16 protein-coding genes are annotated in these 20,470 nt (G+C 37.1%); 5 read left to right on the top strand and 11 right to left on the bottom strand.

Going from position 1 to position 20,470, the window contains the following annotated elements; all coding sequences use genetic code 11:
* Positions 1-28 precede the first annotated feature (28 nt).
* The 4 genes from RMO03_RS12490 to RMO03_RS12475 all read left to right on the top strand — a co-directional run bounded on the left by RMO03_RS12490 (position 29) and on the right by RMO03_RS12475 (position 5,489).
* The gene (locus RMO03_RS12490; RefSeq protein WP_309642438.1) at positions 29-1,726 is read left to right on the top strand and encodes a peptide MFS transporter; all 1,698 of its coding nucleotides are present in this window, start codon (positions 29-31) and stop codon (positions 1,724-1,726) included.
* 76 nt (positions 1,727-1,802) lie between these two features.
* Positions 1,803-3,461 (top strand): peptide MFS transporter, encoded by a 1,659-nt coding sequence (locus RMO03_RS12485; protein WP_309642472.1) that lies wholly within the window; start codon positions 1,803-1,805, stop codon positions 3,459-3,461.
* A gap of 9 nt (positions 3,462-3,470) precedes the next feature.
* Entirely contained in the window at positions 3,471-4,970 is a 1,500-nt protein-coding gene (locus RMO03_RS12480; protein WP_309642437.1) for a peptide MFS transporter, read from the top strand.
* A 54-nt stretch (positions 4,971-5,024) separates the two neighbouring features.
* On the top strand, positions 5,025-5,489 hold the full coding sequence (locus RMO03_RS12475) for a thioredoxin family protein (protein WP_309642436.1): 465 nt from the start codon (positions 5,025-5,027) through the stop codon (positions 5,487-5,489).
* Here the strand turns inward: RMO03_RS12475 and RMO03_RS12470 are convergent, their stop codons facing one another.
* Genes RMO03_RS12470 through surE form a run of 5 tightly spaced genes read right to left on the bottom strand, consistent with a single transcriptional unit; the run spans position 5,490 to position 10,446 of the window.
* On the bottom strand, positions 5,490-7,520 hold the full coding sequence (locus RMO03_RS12470) for a ComEC/Rec2 family competence protein (protein WP_309642435.1): 2,031 nt from the start codon (positions 7,518-7,520) through the stop codon (positions 5,490-5,492). It abuts the gene before it with no gap.
* Between the two features lie 40 nt (positions 7,521-7,560).
* Entirely contained in the window at positions 7,561-8,205 is a 645-nt protein-coding gene (locus tag RMO03_RS12465; RefSeq protein WP_309642434.1) for an NlpC/P60 family protein, read from the bottom strand.
* Between the two features lie 35 nt (positions 8,206-8,240).
* Positions 8,241-9,353 carry a lipid-A-disaccharide synthase gene (gene lpxB / locus RMO03_RS12460; protein WP_309642433.1) on the bottom strand — a complete coding sequence of 371 codons (1,113 nt, stop codon included), beginning with the start codon at positions 9,351-9,353 and terminating at the stop codon, positions 8,241-8,243.
* 12 nt (positions 9,354-9,365) lie between these two features.
* The gene (locus RMO03_RS12455) at positions 9,366-9,638 is read right to left on the bottom strand and encodes a hypothetical protein (protein ID WP_309642432.1); all 273 of its coding nucleotides are present in this window, start codon (positions 9,636-9,638) and stop codon (positions 9,366-9,368) included.
* Positions 9,639-9,669: 31 nt separating this feature from the next.
* Positions 9,670-10,446, bottom strand: coding sequence for a 5'/3'-nucleotidase SurE (gene surE / locus RMO03_RS12450; RefSeq protein WP_309642431.1), 777 nt, complete (start codon positions 10,444-10,446; stop codon positions 9,670-9,672).
* A gap of 277 nt (positions 10,447-10,723) precedes the next feature.
* Here surE and RMO03_RS12445 point away from each other — a divergent pair, with 277 nt between their 5' ends.
* Positions 10,724-12,970 (top strand): carboxy terminal-processing peptidase, encoded by a 2,247-nt coding sequence (locus RMO03_RS12445; protein ID WP_309642430.1) that lies wholly within the window; start codon positions 10,724-10,726, stop codon positions 12,968-12,970.
* Between the two features lie 127 nt (positions 12,971-13,097).
* Here the strand turns inward: RMO03_RS12445 and rodA are convergent, their stop codons facing one another.
* From rodA to purH, 6 genes are all read right to left on the bottom strand, one after another.
* The gene (gene rodA / locus RMO03_RS12440) at positions 13,098-14,354 is read right to left on the bottom strand and encodes a rod shape-determining protein RodA (RefSeq protein WP_309642429.1); all 1,257 of its coding nucleotides are present in this window, start codon (positions 14,352-14,354) and stop codon (positions 13,098-13,100) included.
* A gap of 6 nt (positions 14,355-14,360) precedes the next feature.
* On the bottom strand, positions 14,361-16,310 hold the full coding sequence (gene mrdA, locus RMO03_RS12435; protein WP_309642428.1) for a penicillin-binding protein 2: 1,950 nt from the start codon (positions 16,308-16,310) through the stop codon (positions 14,361-14,363).
* The gene (locus tag RMO03_RS12430) at positions 16,307-16,813 is read right to left on the bottom strand and encodes a rod shape-determining protein MreD (RefSeq protein WP_309642427.1); all 507 of its coding nucleotides are present in this window, start codon (positions 16,811-16,813) and stop codon (positions 16,307-16,309) included. Before RMO03_RS12430 ends, mrdA begins: the two co-directional genes overlap by 4 nt.
* Positions 16,806-17,627 carry a rod shape-determining protein MreC gene (mreC, locus tag RMO03_RS12425; protein WP_309642426.1) on the bottom strand — a complete coding sequence of 274 codons (822 nt, stop codon included), beginning with the start codon at positions 17,625-17,627 and terminating at the stop codon, positions 16,806-16,808. The genes RMO03_RS12430 and mreC overlap by 8 nt, the downstream gene beginning before the upstream one ends.
* 69 nt (positions 17,628-17,696) lie before the next feature.
* A complete protein-coding gene (locus RMO03_RS12420) occupies positions 17,697-18,725 on the bottom strand; it encodes a rod shape-determining protein (RefSeq protein WP_298221270.1) in 1,029 nt (342 codons plus the stop codon).
* Between the two features lie 57 nt (positions 18,726-18,782).
* Positions 18,783-20,309 (bottom strand): bifunctional phosphoribosylaminoimidazolecarboxamide formyltransferase/IMP cyclohydrolase, encoded by a 1,527-nt coding sequence (gene purH, locus RMO03_RS12415; protein WP_309642425.1) that lies wholly within the window; start codon positions 20,307-20,309, stop codon positions 18,783-18,785.
* Positions 20,310-20,470: the final 161 nt, after the last annotated feature.

The raw sequence follows: 20,470 nt of genomic DNA, 5'->3' as shown, positions 1-20,470 counted from the left end.
ACCAAAACAAAACTAAAACCAAACTAAAATGGCAGAAACTCAAGTAAAAACTGGACATCCAAAAGGACTTTATTTCTTATTCTTCACCGAAATGTGGGAACGATTTAGTTATTATGGCATGAGAGCAATCTTCATTCTATTCATGACTAAAATACTGTTGATGAAAGATGCCGATGCATCACAAATTTACGGAAGTTACACCGGGTTGGTTTATCTAACACCACTTTTAGGAGGTTATTTGTGTGATAAATTTTTAGGAAACAGACGCAGTATTATCATCGGAGGATTATTAATGGCGATTGGTCAGTTCTGTATGTTTTTGAGTGCTTCCGCCGGAGCACATGGCGGTATTTCGATTATGTGGATGGGTTTAACTGCTATCATTATCGGAAACGGATTCTTTAAACCGAATATTTCTACAATGGTAGGGCAGTTGTATCCTGCAAATGACAGAAGAATCGATAGCGCATTTACGATTTTCTACATGGGAATCAATTTGGGTGCGTTTTTCTCTCCTTTGGTTTGTGGATCAATGGATTTTAAATGGGGATTCTTAGCAGCTGGTATTGGAATGTTATTAGGTTTGGTAGCTTTTGTTCTTGGGCAAAAAAAATACCTTATTTCTGAAGAAGGAAAACATATTGGTTTGCCTGTAAAAAAATTAGACGCAAAAAATATAGGAGTTATAGTAGGTTCTATTGCTATTATTTTCTTTATGTTGAATTTCAAACAAATGTTTAAGAGTGATGTTGATATTATCAGTTATTTCATTTATGGTTCAATGGTAGCCATGCCGATAATCATATTCAGCGATAAAAGTTTGACAAAAATTGAAACCCAAAGAATTACTGTAATATTCATTCTAGCGTTTTTCGTTATTTTCTTTTGGGGTGCTTTTGAACAGGCAGGCGCTTCATTGACACTTTTTGCAGACAGACAGGTAAATAGGGATGTAGCTATTAACATTCCAGCCTGGTTGATTTTAATTGTTGGATTGGTAGGAACGTATTTTTTATCAAAAGGTTTAGCTTGGTTTTTTGATTGGTCAAAGAAAACAGGATTAATTGTTACAGGTATAGTAAGTGCAATACTAATTGCATTATTTGCAACTGGAATGATTGCAGATTTTGCACAAAGTGAATTTCCAGCTAGTTGGTTTCAATCTGTAAATCCATTAGCCGTAATTATTTTAGCACCAATTTTTTCATTGATATGGGGATTTTTATATACTAGAAAGTTAGAGCCTTCATCTCCTAAAAAAATGGCAATAGGTCTTGGATTGGTTGCTTTAGGATATGTAATTATAGCAATAGCTGTAAAAGGATTGGGTGTAGGTGATAAAATTTCAATGAGCTGGTTGTTTTCTTTGTATATAATTCATACGATGGGAGAATTGTGCTTGTCACCAATCGGATTGTCGATGGTTTCAAAATTAGCACCGTTGCGTTTGTCTTCTTTGATGATGGGAACTTGGTTTTTGGCCAATGCCGCGGCTAATAAATTTGCAGGAACATTAAGTGCCTTAATTCCTGGTGGTGAAGACGGAACAGGAGGAGCAACGCATTTTCTAGGAATCCAAATTAACAATCTGTATGAGTTTTTCATATTGTTCATCATCATGTCAGGAACTGCGGCTGGGATATTATTTGTGTTGAGTTCATGGTTAGAAAAAAGAATGCACAACGACCATGTTGAGGGTGTTGATTTAGAAGTTGAAAACAGATAATATACTTTTAAAATATTTTTATATCTTTCAAACCTACAAGAACTTCTTGTAGGTTTGTTTTTTAAAACCATAAATGATGTGGAATAAGCACCCAAAAGCATTACCGTATTTATTTTTATCCGAAATGTGGGAACGTTTCGGATATTATTTAATGATAGGAATCTTCACACTTTACCTCAAAGATGTAGAAGCCGGTTTTGCGATGACAGAAAAAGAAGCTTCCGACTTATATGGCACTTTCATCGCATTGGTTTTCCTGACGCCTTTCATTGGTGGTTTGATTGCTGACCGTTATTTTGGATATAAAAAATCGATTATTTTCGGAGGAATTTTAATGGGTATCGGTTATTTCATGATGGGAATTCACAACATTACAATCCTATATGTTGCGATGACTTTTGTAATACTGGGCAATGGTTTTTTCAAACCCAACATTTCAACGCTATTAGGGAATTTCTATTCGAAACAAGAATACAAAGACAAGAAAGACGAAGGCTACAATATTTTCTACATGGGAATCAATGTAGGCGCTTTCATCTGTAATTTCTTCGGTGCCGCACTGCAGATTCTTTTAGGCTGGCAATATGCTTTTATGGCTGCCGGTATCGGAATGTTTATAGGCGTTTTGGTATTCGTTCTTGGATCGAAACACTACCAAGGTTATGACCAGAAAAAAGGGACCCAAGAAGGCGACATGCCTTTTTATAAAATTGTGCTTTTTATACTATTACCATCTGTTATTTTTGGAATCATTGGTTGGATGCTCAAAGGTGTAACTTCAGAAGCGAATCCGGATGCTTATATTTTTGGTTCCGATAGCACAGATGCCTTTATTTTTGCCTGTATTCCTGTTATCTTTTTTTATGCCAGTTTGTATTTCAAGGCCAAACCAGAGGACAAACGACCTATCGGAGCATTGCTGTCTATTTTTGCCGTAGTCATATTGTTTTGGGCAGTTTTCAAACTCAATGGTTCTGCGCTAACCACTTGGGCAGATCGTTACACAGACCGACAAATTACAGGAACCACTGAAAAGGTATTCAATGGTTTGAAGTTGGCGAAGGAAGTCGATTTTAAAAAAGATTCTGTCGAATTATATGATGCCAGTTTTCGACTTCAAAAAGAAAATGGAGTGGTTAAGAAAGTAGTTGATTATCCGGTATATTTTAGAAACGTTGCTCAAGAAAAACTGCCGGAAGAAAATTCAAAAGTAAGTTTATGGGCAACCAATTTGAGTCAATCCATCAATCCGGGTTGGGTCATTATTCTGACGCCATTGGTTGTAGCATTCTTTACATTTTTAAGGTCACGCAAAAAGGAACCTTCAACACCAACAAAAATTGCTTTCGGATTATTGATATCAGCATTATCGGTTTTAGTGATGGTTGCCGCGGTCAAAATGGGTGGTAACGGCTCGGAAAAAGTAAGTGTTTGGTGGCTTGTAGCGAATTACGGAATCATTACCATCGGAGAACTTTTCTTAAGCCCGATGGGATTGTCAGTCGTCTCGAAGTTAAGTCCAACGAATATTACTTCACTGATGATGGGCGGTTGGTTTTTATCGACATCGATTGGAAACAAATTAAGCGGTGTGCTTGCCAGCATGTGGGATACTTATGAAGACAAAACCGATTTCTTTTGGATTAACTTCTCACTGTTGATATTTGCCACTGTATTGATGTTCGTTTTATTAAAACAACTCAATAAAGTCATGCAGGAAAAAGGAATTAATTAAATTACTATTATGGAACAAAATTTAACCTTAGAACAAATTCAAAATTTTGAAGGCAAATACCCAAAACAACTTTGGTATTTGTTTTTAGTCGAAATGTGGGAACGCTTTTGTTTCTACGGAATGCGCGGCGTTTTGACCATTTTTATGGCCGATCAAGTACTGGGTTTGTCTTTGTCTGATAAAGAAGCAAATCTTAAATACGGCGCCATTCAAGCGTTTGTGTATGCTTTTACTTTTATAGGTGGAATTTTCGCCGACAAAATATTAGGATTCAAAAAATCATTAGTGTTTGGTGGGATTGTGATGATTTTAGGAAATTTACTCATCGCATTTTCGCCGCAAGAAATGTTCTATTTGGGCATTACATTGTCGATTATCGGAACGGGTTTTTTCAAACCCAATATTTCCTCGATGGTTGGCGAATTGTATAAAGAAGGCGACAGCAGAAGAGATGCCGGTTTTGGTTTGTTCTATTCAGGAATTAATATTGGGGCGTTACTAGGCGGTGCCGTTTGTGTTTATTTTGGAACCAGTAAAGATTATGGTTGGAGTTATTCCTTTTTATCCGCAGCAGTTGTTATGGTTATTGGTTTAATCACTTTTATGCTGACCAAAAAATCATTAGGCCCAATTGGAGACTCACCATTAATTGAGTTGCCTAAAGCGAAAAGAACTACAAAAGAAATTGCCGTTTATATTGGTTCATTAATCAGCATTCCATTAATCTTTATGATGATTAAAAATACCGATTACACCGATTATTTTATGTACACCATCGGACCATTGGCCATCCTCTATTTTCTATTTGAAACCTATAAAGAACAAGAAATCAAAGCTCAGAAAAAGCTTATTGCTGCTTTTGTGTTCATTATCTTCTCGATTATATTTTGGGCATTTTTCGAACAAAGCGGCGGTTCATTAGCACTTTTTGCCAAAGATAATTTGCATCCAAATTTGTTGTTTTTTGAAATCAATCCGAATATTGTCAACAACACGGCCAATTCGTTATTTGTAATTATTTTCAGTCCAATTCTGGGTTTGCTTTGGTTGGCTATGGCAAAAAAGAAATTGGAACCGAACACGGTTATAAAATTCGGCTTGGGCTTTTTGTTTTTAGCAGCGGCATTTTATGTTTTTTATTACACTAGATTCTTCGCTGATGTCAATGGACTTAGTTCTTTAAATGTCTTTACACTGGCTTATCTAGTGATTACTTTTGGAGAACTCTGCTTGTCGCCAATCGGTTTGTCAATCATGACTAAATTATCACCAAAACGTCTTTCGGGAATGATGATGGGAATGTGGTTTTTAGCGAGTGCTTACGGTCAATATGCTGCGGGATTGTTGGGCGCAGGAATGTCATCACCTGATGAGAATGCTTCTTTACTTACGAAATTGCAAGGCTATACGGATGGTTATTATCAATTGGCTATTTATGCATTAATTTCTGGTGTTGTACTCATTGTATTTACACCATTAATTAAAAAACTGATGCAGGAAGTAAAATAAAATTTGTAATTTCGGCACTGTTATTGTCAAAAGAGGAAAATTAAAATTATAAATATGAAAAAGATATTCATTACATTATTGCTTGTTGTTGGTTCAATAACCATTCAAGCGCAAGAATTAACTTGGGAAACGAATCTAAAAAAAGCGGCAGAAGTTTCCATGAAAACCAAGAAACCTCTATTGCTATTTTTTACAGGAAGCGATTGGTGCGGTTGGTGTATTCGTTTGCAAAATGAAGTATTAAAAACACCCGAATTTGCAGCATGGGCAAAACAAAATGTAGTATTGGTAGAATTGGATTTTCCTCGTAGAACACCACAATTGCCAGACATACAACAACAAAATGCGGAGTTGCAACAAATCTTCGAAATCCGAGGATACCCAACAATATGGCTTGCAAATCCAACTTCGAAAGACGGAAAAACCAACCTCGAGAAATTAGGAAGCACAGGTTACGTTGCTGGTGGTCCATCAAAATGGTTGGAAACGGCCAATCAGATTTTGGCCAATAAGAAATAATTAGTCATCAAGTCTATAAAATCCCTTTTCATTCGTATGATGGAAAGGGATTTTCTGTTTTAAACAAGTAGCTTTCCAAAGCGCTACATACGATTTATAATTGCTCGCATCGGCAACCAATACTTTAGGTTTGCAGGTTTTAAATACGCGCTCTAAATTGATTTTAGGAGAATCACGTAACAACATCACATCAGGATTGACTTGTCTCGGATAACTTCCCAAACTATCAATAATCAAGATTTTTTTATTTTTGAAATAAGCCAAATTCCCTAGTGACTTTTGAGCTGTGATTTTACAAAAATTAGCTACTAGAAAAGGTTGCAAGGGATTGCTTTTCGTTAAATCTATATTGGTAAATGCAGTCACATTGTCACCATTTTTTTCTGCGATTAATGTCGCTCTTTTGACATTAAAAACAATCCACTCTTGTTGGTTTTGAGATTTCCAACTCGAACTGAAATAACTCGCTTGAAATGCCAGAATTGACAGTAGAACAAAAACGATTCTTTGAAAAGAAACTTTTTTAAAACAGCATATAAGGGTTATAATGACTAAGTACAAACTCAATAACATCAATGCATTGAGCGGAATGTCTTTCAAAACAAACTGTTCGAAAGAGGCGATTTCACTAATGATTTTATTTAAAATAGAAATCAACCCTTCGAGTGAAATTAATAAAATTTTGGGAACAAAACCAAACGCAGCAAGCAGCATGACTAAAACGCCGAGCGCCATAATCAAACTCAAAAATGGAATCACAACAATATTGGTGATGAAAAACAAGCCCGAAAATTGATGAAAATAGTACAAGCTTAAAGGCAAAGTTCCGATTTGAGCCGCAAACGAAACCGTTAGTATTTGCCAAAAGTAATCGACGATTTTGTTTTTGGGTTGCCAAAGCGAATGGAATAAAGGTTGCATCCACAGCATAAAAAACAAAGACACATAGCTCAGTTGAAACCCAACATCAAAAAGGAAAGAAGGTTCAAAAAGCAATATCAATAAAAGCGACACGACCAACGTATGAAAAATGTTGGTTTGTCTTTTCAAATGCATGCCAAACGCTACGAAAGAAAACATCGTAACCGATCGAACTACCGATGGAGAAAGTCCGGCTAAAACGGCAAATCCCCACAGCGAAAGTACGATGATGAAGAGTTTGTAATAGGAAGTTCGTTTGGTGTTGGGAATCAATCGCAGCAAAAAATTCATAAACAGCAGTATAAATCCAACATGTAAACCCGAAACAGATAAGATATGAATGGCACCGGCGAATTGATAATCGCGCACAATATCAGGCGCAATATCTTGTTGCTGGCCTAAAATCAAAGCGGCTAAGACGTTTAATTCATCAACATGAAAATGGTTTTTCTTTAAATTATTGAGTATGGTCGTTCGCAGACAATCGGAATAATAAAAAGCATCGCGAATCAGGTTGCCATTGGTTTTCACATTAAAAGCATCAACATACGTTTGCGCTAAAACGGATTTCTGAGTTAAATAATTTCCATAATCAAACTGATTCGGATTTAGCGGTCGAGTAGGACGAATAATGTTGTTTTTGATTTGAAGTTGCGTTCCAATTTTAAAATCACTTTGAAATTGTGAAGCATTGAAATTCACCATCAATTTTCCTGAACATGATTTTCCGTCAATGCGACTTACAAGTGCATAATAACGGCGATAATAAGCAGTCGATTTTAATTTTTCTCGAAGTACAACTTCCAAAACATGTTGCTTTTCCGAAGAATGAATGTGATGAATGTAATTGTCTTTTTGGTACCATCCGGAATGAATAATCGACGTTGAGATTCCAATACAAAACGACAAAAAGTAAGTTGATATTCCGAAAAAGTAATTTTGCAACAATTGTTTTTTCGACCAATAAAAAGCAATGAAAAATAACGAAATGGCTAGACATAGCAAACCAAAGCTCGTCACTGGAGTGAGGAAGTGGGTGTAATTGGCGAATAAAATTCCGAATACAAACCCAATTGTAATTCGGGTTAAAGGAAATTGCATGGCGTTCATGCTTCTAAAGTATTCAATTTTAGCGAATAAGCCAAATAAATTACTCTAAAATTCGATTCGCCTGCGTAAAAGTTCTTCCGTAATAAGCTTCTTTGGTCGACGAAATAATCACGCCTTTTTGGGTAGAAGAATGGATGAATTTGATTTCCTCATCGTTGATTTCTATGACCATTCCAACATGATTGATGACACTTCTTCCGTTGGTTTTAAAGAAAATCAAATCGCCTTTTCGGATGTCGTCTTCGTCTAATTTTCTTCCGATTTTAGCCATATCGACAGATGATCGCGGCAAAGTGATATCGAATTTTTTAAAGGTGCTGTACATCAAACCAGAACAATCAAAACCATCTGGAGTTGTGCCGCCAGTTCTATAATGCGCGCCTAAATTTTCAGAAGCTGCATTGATCAGTTGCTTGACCAAATAACTCGAATCGTCAACGTTAATCACAAGATCATCATCATTCTTATCATTGATGCGGTTGCCCGTTATCACTGCTTTTTTCGGCACTTCTTTAGCAGCAACGCTTTTAGGTGTAGCATTGTTTTTTGCCGCTATTTTGATATTGGCCGGCGCTTTATAAATGCCTCTTTTTTGGGCCTCTTCTTTAGAAGTAATGATGCTAGAAGTTGATTTGCAGCCAACCACAAAAAGAAATAATAGGAGTAATGGAAGAATTCGTTTCAAAAGTTTTTTGTTTTAATGTCAATATAGCAACGCAATTATCGTAAACTTCGTACAATATGTTGCGCTGTTTTTTTACTCGCACCAATACCACCAAGCTTTTCTTCTAAAATTTCGTAGTTGGCAATCAGTTGTTTTCGGTAATCGAGATTCAATAATTTTTGCAATTCGACTTTAATATTTTTAGTGTTACATTGCTCTTGGATCAATTCCGTAACGACTTCTTGATCCATAATCAAATTCACGAGAGAAATATATTTCAGCGTAATGATGCGTTTTGCAATCTGATACGAAGCCCAACTGCCTTTATAACAAACGACTTCAGGTACTTTAAATAACGCCGTTTCTAATGTTGCTGTTCCCGAAGTTACCAAAGCCGCAGTCGAATGACTCAACAAATCATAAGTTTTATTGGCGGTAAAATGCACGTTTTTGTTTTTCAAAAAAGGCAAATAGAAAGCATGCTCTTGACTCGGAGCGCCTGCAATTACAAACTGATATTCTTGAAAATCATCAACCACACTCAACATCACAGAAAGCATTTTGGTAATTTCTTGTTTTCTACTGCCCGGAAGAATCGCAATAATCGGTTTATCGTCAAGTTGGTTTTCTTTGATGAAATCCGATTGGCTTGTAACCTTACGACTGTGAATCGCATCAATCAAAGGGTGCCCAACAAATGTCACTGGAAAATGGTGCTTGTCTTCGTAGAACTCTTTTTCAAAAGGCAATATCACATACAAATGATCAAAGTCGCGTTTGACCGCCGCAATCCGATTTTCTTTCCAAGCCCAAATTTGCGGTGAAATATAATAATGCGTCGGAATGCCACGTTCTTTAGCCCATTTGGCAATACGCATATTAAAACCGGGATAATCAATAAAAATAATCGCATCGGGTTTGAATTGCGCAATGTCGTTTTTACAAAACTTGATATTACTGACTATGGTTTTCAAATTAAAAATCACTTCAATAAATCCCATAAACGCCAACTCGCGGTAATGTTTCACCAAAGTGCCGCCGGTTTTTTGCATCAAGTCGCCACCCCAAAATCGGATGTCGGCTTGAGGATCTTCCTCATAAATTGCCTTCATCAAATTCGAACCGTGTAAATCTCCTGAAGCTTCTCCGGCTATAATGTAATATTTCATTTGCGATTTATTTTAAATAAGCAATGTAACCACGGTCAAAACAATCATGCCCAAAATAACGCCGCGCGCCATCAAATCTTTATTGAATTTTAATAAAATAAAAAACAAAATCAAGTTGAGAATGGCACCTAAAGTGATGATTTTTCCTAGCAATCCGTGTGATTTATAAAACAACATCCCATTCACAAAATCAAAACCTGTAAAAAGTTTAATAAAAATAAAACTGCCAATCACCGAAGCAATCACAGCCATTAAAACGCCTAAAATCAAATCCCTATACTTCATCTTTATTATCTAAAATTGCAATAATTATCAATTATTTTCCATTTAAATCCCAACCATTCAAACGCTGTATTGCATGATGTGCCGTCAAATCAAACTGCACAGGAACTACAGAAATATAGCCGTTTTCCAACGCCCATTCATCGGTATCTTCGCCCAAATCCTGATTCACAAATTCACCCGTAAGCCAATAATAATCCTTGCCATACGGTGTTTTTCTTTTGTCGAATTTCTCCATCCAAATGGCTTTGGCTTGTCTGCAAATCTTAATGCCTTTGATATCGTTTTCGTTCAATTTCGGCAAATTCACATTCAAAACAATGCCTTCCGGCAATCCGTTTTCCAAGGTTTGCAACGCAATTTTTTTGATGAAAGATTTCGCAGGTTCAAAATCTGCATTCCAATCGTAATCCAACAATGAAAATCCAATCGCAGGAATGCCTTCAATTCCAGCTTCTACAGCAGCACTCATCGTTCCCGAATAAATCACATTAATCGAAGAATTTGAACCGTGATTAATCCCCGAAACACACAAATCAGGCTTCTGTTTCAGAATTTCATTAACCGCCAATTTCACACAATCGACAGGTGTTCCCGAGCAATTGTATTCTAAAACAACAGCATTTTCAGCTGAAACTTTATTCAAATATAAAGTGTTGTTAATCGTAATCGCATGCCCCATTGCACTTTGCGGTTTGTCCGGCGCGACAACAACAACGTCGCCAATTTCTGACATGACAGCAATCAAAGCGCGAATGCCTGGAGCCGAAATACCGTCGTCATTAGTAACTAAAATAAGTGGTTTGTTCATTTTTTTTAGGAGCTATTTCCTGCTTTCGCCTTTATCTTGTCATTGCGAGCTTGCGAAGCAATCTCCCAACGCCAAGGATATCGGCTCTATCAGGGCTAGGGGTTCTGTTTTCAAAACAACATTTCTTTGAAACGAGTTGCTTTTATCATCTCAAATAATTCCCCGCAAAAATAAGCATTTTCAACACAAACTTAGTAAATTAGCACCTTTAACAAAAAATTAGCCATCAAAACAGATTGTCGCTTCTGTTTTTATGTAATTTAGTTCAAAAATTTTAATGAATATCTTAATTCAATATATGAAAAGGAATTACAAATTAGTACTAGTAGTCATCGCCATTTCTATGAGTTTGTTTGCGTTCACTACGACGTTAAAACCCAAAGGCGATCCTGAAAAGGATAAAATGTTATTAGAATTATTAACGTTTGTTATCGAACGAGGTCACTACGATCCCGCAACCATAGACGACAAATTTTCTAAAGGAATTTACAAAGACTACATTGAAGCACTAGATCCATCGAAACGGTTTTTTATCCAATCCGACATCGATGAATTTGTAGTATATGAAACCCAACTCGACGATCAAATCAAGAATAAAGACTTATCATTCTTCAATCTAACCTATAACCGATTGATTAAAAGAATCAGCGAAAGCAAAGAATTCTACAAAGAAATTCTAGCCAAACCATTTGATTATTCGGTCAAAGAAGAATTCAATACCGATTATGATAAATTGCCTTATGCCAAAAACACGACCGAGCTTAAAGAAAAATGGCGCAAACAAATCAAATTGTCTACGTTGTCGTCTTTAACTGATAAGTTGAAAATACAGGAAGATAAAAAGAATGGCGTAAAAGACGATAAACCGGCTAAAACGATTGAAGAACTCAACAAAACTAAAGAAGCAGTAAAAGGAGATTCTACAGAAGATACTACTCCAAAAACTTTCGAACAACTCGAGAAAGAAACCCGTGAAAGTTCATTAAAATCCTTAAACGAATATTTCGATTTCATCAACGACCTAGATCAAAATGATTGGTTTTCTGTATATGTGAATGCCATCGCAACGCGCTTTGACCCGCATACAAACTATTTTCCACCTGATGAAAAAGAACGTTTCGATGTGAGTATGAGTGGAAAACTAGAAGGCATTGGTGCTCGTTTACAGAAGAAAAATGACTACACCGAAATTTCAGAATTAATTTCCGGTGGCCCGGCATGGAGAGGCAAAGAACTCGAAGCAGGCGATGTCATTATGAAAGTAGCACAAGGCAATGAAGAACCAGTTGAAGTTGTTGGAATGCACCTTGATGATGTGGTTAAAAAAATCAAAGGACCAAAAGGAACCGAAGTGCGTTTGACCGTTAAGAAAGTTGATGGTACCATCAAAATCATTTCTATTATTAGAGATATTGTAGAAATTGAAGAAACCTATGCTAAGTCGAGTGTAGTAGAAAAAAACGGACTCAAATACGGCGTAATCTATTTGCCAAAATTCTACATTGATTTTGAAAATAACGACAGCCGCGATGCCGGAAAAGACGTAGCGATTGAAGTAGACAGATTGAAAAAAGAAGGTGTTCAAGGCATCATTATGGACTTAAGAGATAACGGAGGTGGTTCTTTGAAAACTGTGGTTGATATTGCCGGATTGTTCATCGAAGATGGCCCGGTGGTTCAAATAAAATCAGCAGGAAAAAAACAAGAAGTGCTTTACGATAAAGATAAAAAAATCCAATGGGATGGCCCGCTTGTGGTGATGCAAAACAGTTTTTCAGCTTCGGCTTCAGAAATTTTTGCAGCTGCGATTCAGGATTACAGAAGAGGAATTATCATCGGTAGCAAACAATCTTACGGAAAAGGAACGGTACAAAACGTCATCGATTTAAATCAGTTTGTGCGAGGAAGTAGTGTTGGTGATTTGGGTGCATTAAAAACGACCACTCAAAAATTCTATAGAATTACCGGAGGTTCAACGCAATTGGAAGGCGTAAGCAGTGATGTTGCGATTCCGGATCGTTATGCTTATTTAAAAATGGGCGAACGTGATATCGACAACGCCATGCCATGGGATAAAATCGAACCGGCTGAATTTAAATTCTGGGACAAACAAAACAACTTCGATGTGGCGATTGACAACAGTAAAAAACGAATTGCGGACAATCCTAAATTCAAACTCATTGATGAGAATGCAAAATGGATTGACCAACGCAATAAGGAAAATGTATACAGTTTAAATATTGATCAATTCAAAGCAGAGCAAAAATCAATTGAAGAAAAATCTAAAAAATACAAATCGATTGCTGACTATAAAAATTCTTTAGAGTTTGCTTCGTTGCCTTACGAAATAGATCAAATGAAAACCGATACTTCTTTGAAAGAAAAACGCGACAGATGGCATGAAAGCCTTTCTAAAGATATTTATGTTGAAGAGGCCATTAATATTCTGGACGATTTGCAACCTAAAACTTTAGAGAAGAAAGATGTCACCAAATTGAAAAAAGACAAGTTGGTGAAGTCGTAAAGATTTTGATTAAAAAAATAAAAAACGCCTTAGGATTCAGCTGAATTTTAAGGCGTTTATTTATATTATAATTTTTGATTTTGTCTGAGTATCTGTGATATATATTCTATTAAATCCTTGTTCAAAATTACCACTCATTCACCTTATTCGCATCCATCTTTAAAAAGATAAACAACAAAATGGTAAAGCCCCAAAGTCCGGAGCCACCATACGAAAAGAACGGAAGCGGCACACCAATCGTTGGGAAAATTCCCGCCACCATCGCAATGTTCACAAAAAAGTGAATGAATAAAATGCAAGCCACACAATAACCGTAAACCCTGCTGAACTTCGTCTTTTGCCTTTCCGACAAGTAAATAATTCTAAAAATTAAACCCACAAACAAAGCAATGACAACCATCGAACCGAGAAAACCCCATTCTTCTCCAACAGTAGTGAAAATATAATCGGTGTGCTGCTCGGGAACAAATCCACCTTTGGTTTGTGTGCCTTCTAGGAAACCTTTTCCAAACCATCCGCCCGAACCAATGGCGATTTCGGATTGGTTGGTGTTGTATCCGATACCTTTCATGTCAACTTCTTTTCCGAGTAGGATATTAAAACGATCACGGTGGTGTTGCTTGAAAACCGATTCAAAAACATAATCGACAGAAAATACAAAACCCGAAATCATCACCATAGCAATCGCACTGGCTATAATGTTTCGGTCTACAATTCTACTTCTGAAATATAACAAAGTGGTGACACCAGCAGCAATTAATACCACAGCCCAAGGCTTTAATATTAATGCCAAAACAAATAAAATGATGGCAATAAATCCCGTCCACAAATACCATGGCGGAAGGCCTTCACGGTATAAAACAAAAAAGAGTGTCATGAAAATTAAAGCACTTCCGGGATCATGAATGACAATTAGTAAAACCGGAATAAAGATAATGCCTAATGCTTGAAGTTGCCTATTGAAATCTTTAAGGTTCACTTGAACATCACTCAGATATTTTGCTAAAGCTAATGAAGTGGCGGCTTTTACAAACTCAGAAGGCTGTAATCCGAAGGCACCAAACGAATACCAATTGGCTTGCCCTTTAATGGTTTTACCAAAAACAAATAATCCGGCTAAGGACAGCAATCCAATGATATAGATAATACTGGAGAATTTCTCGTAAAATTTTCCATCAACAGACAATACAATAAAAATTAGCGGAATAGCCAACCCAATACTCAATAATTGTTTTCCATAGAATTGGGTCAAATCAAGTGTGAAATCAGCATCAGATAAAGACAGCGAAGAAGAATAAATATTCAACCAACCCATGATGACCAATAGGATGTAGATGAATACGCTGATCCAATCTAAATTGTTTGTAACACTTTGGTTCTTCATCTTGAATTAGTTTTCAGTAGCTTCTTCTGGAGTTTTGGCGTCTTTCAGTTTTTCGTCAGCGGCACCTGGAACAACTGAAATAGGAGGTTTCGGTTTCAACAATAGGCTGTCAACTTCTTTCTTGCCCGTATACTTAGCATATTCACCTTGCAAACTCCCTTCTAACATTCTTTTCTCCAAATCGGTACGCGTGATTTTTTTCTTGATGTATTTTTCGATCATCAAACTGGTAATCGGACCAGCCCATCGTGCGCCCCAATAACCGTTTTCAACCAACACAGCAATCGCAATTTTCGGATTGTCTTTCGGTGCAAAAGCTACAAAAATCGAGTGATCTTGAAGCTTCACACGCTTGCCATTAATCTTAGCAAAATTTTCTGCAGTACCGGTTTTGCCACAAATTTCAATGCCTTCGACTTGCAATGCGTGCGCGGTTCCTAAATTATACACATCGAACAAACCATCAATCATGGGTTGAAAATATTTTCTTTCAACGGTTGTGGTATGCTTTGTTCTGTATTTTTTATCGATGACTTGGCCTTTAATGGTTTTAATGATGTGAGGCGTATAATAGAAACCGTGATTGGAAACGGCCGCCATCATATTCGCCAATTGTATTGGTGTCATCAAAACTTCTCCTTGCCCTATCGCGTTTGAAACAATCGCAGTGCTTCGCCAACCGCCATTCGGATAGATTTTTTTATAGGTTTTGGAGGTCGGTGCTTTTCCTCGTCTTCCGGTTGGTAAATCATAGCCCATAAATTCACCCAAACCAAAACTTTTCAAATGACGACTCCAAACATCAACGCCATCGGGGGGTCTTACAAATTTATTAATCGTTTTCATGTAAACGGTTCCGAAATAGGCATTACAAGATTCGTAAATACCACGATGCAGATTTTGTGCGCCACCATGACAGTGACATTTCATAAATCGACCTCGCGCATAACTGAATCCATGTCGACAGTAAACTGTTGTGTTCTCATCAATCACTTGTTCTTGCAAAGCAATCAATCCGGTTAAGATTTTAAATGGTGAACCCGGCGGATATTCAGCCAACAAACCTCTATCGTATAAAGGTTTGGCAATCGAATCCCGGTATAACATCGTATAGTTTCTTGAGCGCTTTCGGCCAACCAAAATTGCAGGATCATAAGACGGTGCGGTAACCAAAGCCAAGATTTCACCCGTTGAAGGTTCAATAGCTACGATGCCACCTCGTTTGTTGACCATTAATTCTTCGCCATATTTTTGAAGTTCGGCATCAATAGTCAAATGAATATCTTTTCCTTGTACGGCAATCGTATCGTATTTACCTTCTTTATAGGAACCAATTTCACGATTGTATTTGTCTTTTTGAATGTATTTCACCCCTTTAATACCACGAAGTGTCGTTTCATAACTTTCCTCAACACCTTGTTTTCCTAACAAATCGCCACTGTTGTAGTAAGGATTTTTTGCCACGGTTTTTTCGTTGGCTTGTGTAATGAATCCAAAAACGTTAGCGCCAAATTTTACTTGATAGTCACGCAGTGATCGTTTTTGAATATAGAAACCTTGAAATTTTCGAATCTTTTCTTGAAAAGCTGCGAATTCTAATTTGTTTAATTGTGGTAAAAACACCGAAGGCAATCTCGGGCTATACACTTTGGCTTTGGCAATGATTTTTATGAAGTCGTCTTTGGTGATATTGAGCAGTTGACAAAACTCTAAAGTGTCAATGTTTTTCATGTCTTTAGGAATGACCATGATATCATAAGAAGGTTGATTGGCAACCAAAAGTGTTCCGTTGCGATCATAAATATAACCGCGTTCAGGATAATCGTATTGAATTTTTATCGCGTTATTATCTGATTTTAATTTGAACGAATCATCAACAATCTGCAAGTAAAATAACCTTAATACCAGCAATAGTGTCGCTATGATAATTACGGTAGGCAGCAAGACTTTTCTCATCGTCGGTTTGGCTTAATTAAATAGATAATGATGATGCACATCAATAATGTGAATAAGGTACTAACGACGGTTTTGAGGATGATTTCCAAAAAGAAATTCATTCTGAATACTTCCAATAAAAATAAGGTGAAGTGATGAATGATGACCGCAATGAGCAAGAATGAAAATCGCTCAGGCGTCAATACATCATTGAGTTTTACGGTTTGATATTCATAACTCAATCCAAACGAAAATTTAAAAATATAAGGTCGATAATAGGCCAATATTAAACAAGCTGCTGCATGAACGCCACCCGAATTACAAAACATATCCAAGATTAATCCCAAGAAGAAACTCGCCAATAAAAGGCCTGTTTTGTTTCCGTTTACGGGATATAAAATGATGAATAAAATATACGGATACGGATTGATGTAGCCCAAAAAATCCATATTGTTGAAAACAAGAATTTGAGCCGCCAACAGCAGCATGAATCGGGCGATATTGACCAATACAGCGCTATTCATTTTCTTTTTTCTCTAAAGTTAGGATTTCCTCTCGGTCTTTGCTTTTGATGATGTATACATGCCCGAGATTGGTCATGTCATTGAAAAGCTTCACATTCAAAGTATAGTAATTCGTTTTGTTGTCTACGAATATATTATTGATAGTACCAATACCAATATTCTCAGGAAAAATCACCGACTGGCCACCTGTCACAATCGTATCGCCTTTTCTTACGGAAGCCAAACGCGGCACATCAATCAACTGAACAAAACCAGTACTTTTTCCATTCCAAACGAGTGAGCCGAAATGGTTGGTCTTTTTGATTTTCGCGTTGATTTGCGATTTTACGTTGAGGATGCTGATGACCGTCGCGTAATTTTTGGAAGTCTTATCGACAATCCCAATAATCCCGGAACTATTGATGACGCCCATATCCGATTTGATTCCGGAAGCACTTCCGCCATCAATCGTGAGGTAATTTTCATAAACGTTATAGGAATTGTGAATGACTTTAGAAACAATGATGTCGTTGGCTTTGACGCCTTTTAAAGAATCTAGTTTTGGTTGTGCAACGGAATCTTTAGTGTTGAAGATAATACTTTTCAATCGGGCATTTTCAAGTGCTAATTCTTCATTTTGATTTTTCAAATTCAAGTATTCACTAACAGAATTAATTTGCTCATAAACACCGCCACTCAAGAAGTTAGCCGAGCTGATGACTTTACTTCTGTGATAAGAATGCGATTGAACTGTGAATACTAACGAAACTACCAAAAGCAGCAAAAACAGCAATCTATAGCTGTTTTTAAATATAAAAATAAATATTTGCTGCATTTTCTAAAGTATAAAATGTAAAGCTATGTTTTGTTTCAAAAGCGAATCTTAACTACTAATCACTAACTATTATTTTATTAAAATACTTCTAAATTTCGGGATGTTTTTTAATGCCATTCCGGTACCGCGAACTACCGCTCTTAATGGGTCTTCCGCAATATACACTGGCAAATCTGTTTTTTGAGAAATACGTTTGTCCAAGCCGCGCAACATCGAACCTCCACCGGCCAAATAGATTCCGGTATTGTAAATATCAGCAGCCAATTCTGGAGGCGTTTGCGATAAAGTTTCCATCACCGCATCTTCAATCCTTTGAATCGATTTGTCTAAAGCTTTGGCAATTTCACGGTAAGAAACATCGACTTGTTTTGGTTTACCGGTTAATAAATCACGTCCTTGCACTGACATATCATCCGGAGCTGTTTCGAGTTCTTCTAACGCAGCGCCAACGGTAATTTTTATTTTTTCTGCTGTACTTTCTCCAACGAATAAGTTGTGTTGCGTACGCATGTAGTATACAATATCATTGGTGAAAACATCGCCCGCAATCTTTACTGATTTGTCACACACGATGCCGCCTAAAGCGATTACGGCAATTTCTGTAGTTCCTCCACCGATATCGACAATCATGTTTCCTTTGGGTTGCATAATGTCGATTCCGATACCGATTGCAGCAGCCATTGGCTCGTGAATTAAGTAAACTTCTTTACCGTTCACGCGCTCACAAGATTCTTTTACAGCACGCATTTCCACTTCTGTAATTCCAGATGGAATACAAACAACCATGCGCAAAGCCGGCGTGAACATTCTTTTCTTTAAAGCAGGAATACTTTTGATGAACATGCTGATCATTTTTTCGGAAGCGTCGAAATCAGCGATAACCCCATCTTTTAGAGGACGAATGGTCTTGATGTTTTCATGCGTTTTACCTTGCATCATATTAGCCTCTTTTCCGACGGCTATGATTTTACCCGATATTCGGTCTCGGGCAACTATCGATGGACTGTCAATGACCACTTTGTCATTGTGAATGATTAAGGTATTAGCGGTACCAAGGTCTATCGCGATATCCTCGGTCATGAAATCAAAAAATCCCATAAGTTTTTTAAGGGTTTATTATGTTTATATAAATTTTAACGCACAAAGTTAAACAAATTAATGTTTAAAATGACGTGTTCCTGTAAATACCATTGCAACTTTATTTTCATTGCAATATTCGATACTCAACGCGTCTTTTATAGAACCTCCGGGTTGAATAACTGCTGTTATTCCTGCCTCTTTTGCAATTTCAACACAATCAGGAAAAGGGAAAAAAGCATCACTCGCCATGACTGATCCGTTTAAATCAAATCCAAAAGTGGCGGCTTTTTCAATGGCTTGTTTTAAAGCATCAACTCTCGAAGTTTGTCCGGTTCCCGAAGCTACTAAAGTTTTGTTTTTTGCAAGTACAATCGTGTTCGATTTGGTGTTTTTACAAATCTTCGATGCAAATAACAAGTCTTCAATTTGCTCGGAAGTCGGAGCTGTTAAGGTAACGGTTTTAAGGTGTTCTTTATTGTCGGTGATGTTGTTTTTATCTTGTACTAAAAGTCCGTTGAGGCAAGTGCGCACTTGTTTCTGCGGCAAGTCGACTTCATGCTGAATCAAAATGATGCGGTTTTTCTTTTCAGATAAAATTGAAATCGCTTCAGCATCGTAACTTGGCGCAATGACCACTTCACAAAATAATGCGTTGATTTCAGTTGCAGTTGCGGTGTCGATTTTCTGATTGGCTATTAATACACCACCAAAAGCAGAAGTCGGATCGCATGCTAAAGCAGCTAAATACGCTTCTTTCATCGAGTTTCTTGTAGCAATTCCACAAGCATTGTTGTGTTTCAATATCGCGAAAGTTGGCGCTTCGTTTTTGAATTCCAGAATCAAATTCACAGCGGCATCTACATCGAGTAAATTATTATACGACAATTCCTTGCCATGTAATTTTTGGAACATCGCATCGAAATCGCCAAAGAAAAACCCTTTTTGGTGTGGATTTTCTCCATAACGTAATATTTCTCCATCAGCTATACTTTGTTTGTAAATCGTTTCATCAGTATTGAAATAATTAAAAATTGCAGTATCGTAATGCGAAGAAACATGAAATGCTTTGGTTGCTAAAAGTCTTCTGTTTTCAAGTGTAGTCGCTCCGTTTTGTGTTGAAATCAAATCGAGCAACAAGCTGTATTCATTCACAGAAGCAACAATTACAGTGTCTTTAAAATTTTTCGCTGCTGCGCGGATTAGTGATATACCACCGATGTCAATTTTTTCAATGATGTCAGTTTCTGAAGCACCTGAAGCGACTGTTTTTTCAAACGGATATAAGTCAACAATCACCAAATCGATTTGCGGAATTTGAAATTCTTCCATTTGTTGTACATCGGTTTCGTTGTCTTGACGGTTTAAAATCCCACCAAAAATTTTCGGATGCAAGGTTTTTACGCGCCCGCCCAAAATGGAAGGATACGAAGTCACATCTTCAACGGCAACAACAGGAATGCCTAAATTCTTGATAAAATCTTCTGTTCCGCCGGTAGAGTAAAGTGTTACGTTTTGTTCGTGTAGTATGCGAACGATGGGCTCTAATCCGTCTTTCGAAAAAACAGAAATCAGTGCCGATTGGATGGTTTTTGTAGTGTTCATGTAGTAGTGTTGTTTAGCTCCGCTCAGTTCGACCTTATGGTCTCGGGTATGGCTGCAAAAGTAGTTTTTTGTTCTGAATTGATTGGATGATTTGCAGACTTTTTTAGCGTAAAAAAGGTGTTTTTTTTAATAGAAATAAGCCGAGGAATAATCTTATTTTT

Origin of the sequence: Flavobacterium sp., from assembly GCF_031411595.1 — a bacterium.
In the GTDB taxonomy this organism is placed as follows: domain Bacteria; phylum Bacteroidota; class Bacteroidia; order Flavobacteriales; family Flavobacteriaceae; genus Flavobacterium.
This window is presented reverse-complemented; position numbering and strand designations above follow the sequence as displayed.

What these genes read in the sequence shown, in the direction of transcription:
- RMO03_RS12490 (WP_309642438.1), top strand. Translation starts at nt 29, where the DNA reads ATGGCAGAAACTCAAGTAAAAACTGGACATCCAAAAGGACTTTATTTC.
- RMO03_RS12485 (WP_309642472.1), top strand. Translation starts at nt 1,803, where the DNA reads ATGTGGAATAAGCACCCAAAAGCATTACCGTATTTATTTTTATCCGAA.
- RMO03_RS12480 (WP_309642437.1), top strand. Translation starts at nt 3,471, where the DNA reads ATGGAACAAAATTTAACCTTAGAACAAATTCAAAATTTTGAAGGCAAA.
- RMO03_RS12475 (WP_309642436.1), top strand. Translation starts at nt 5,025, where the DNA reads ATGAAAAAGATATTCATTACATTATTGCTTGTTGTTGGTTCAATAACC.
- RMO03_RS12470 (WP_309642435.1), bottom strand. Translation starts at nt 7,520, where the DNA reads ATGAACGCCATGCAATTTCCTTTAACCCGAATTACAATTGGGTTTGTA.
- lpxB (WP_309642433.1), bottom strand. Translation starts at nt 9,353, where the DNA reads ATGAAATATTACATTATAGCCGGAGAAGCTTCAGGAGATTTACACGGT.
- RMO03_RS12455 (WP_309642432.1), bottom strand. Translation starts at nt 9,638, where the DNA reads ATGAAGTATAGGGATTTGATTTTAGGCGTTTTAATGGCTGTGATTGCT.
- surE (WP_309642431.1), bottom strand. Translation starts at nt 10,446, where the DNA reads ATGAACAAACCACTTATTTTAGTTACTAATGACGACGGTATTTCGGCT.
- RMO03_RS12445 (WP_309642430.1), top strand. Translation starts at nt 10,724, where the DNA reads ATGAATATCTTAATTCAATATATGAAAAGGAATTACAAATTAGTACTA.
- rodA (WP_309642429.1), bottom strand. Translation starts at nt 14,354, where the DNA reads ATGAAGAACCAAAGTGTTACAAACAATTTAGATTGGATCAGCGTATTC.
- mrdA (WP_309642428.1), bottom strand. Translation starts at nt 16,310, where the DNA reads ATGAGAAAAGTCTTGCTGCCTACCGTAATTATCATAGCGACACTATTG.
- RMO03_RS12430 (WP_309642427.1), bottom strand. Translation starts at nt 16,813, where the DNA reads ATGAATAGCGCTGTATTGGTCAATATCGCCCGATTCATGCTGCTGTTG.
- mreC (WP_309642426.1), bottom strand. Translation starts at nt 17,627, where the DNA reads ATGCAGCAAATATTTATTTTTATATTTAAAAACAGCTATAGATTGCTG.
- RMO03_RS12420 (WP_298221270.1), bottom strand. Translation starts at nt 18,725, where the DNA reads ATGGGATTTTTTGATTTCATGACCGAGGATATCGCGATAGACCTTGGT.
- purH (WP_309642425.1), bottom strand. Translation starts at nt 20,309, where the DNA reads ATGAACACTACAAAAACCATCCAATCGGCACTGATTTCTGTTTTTTCG.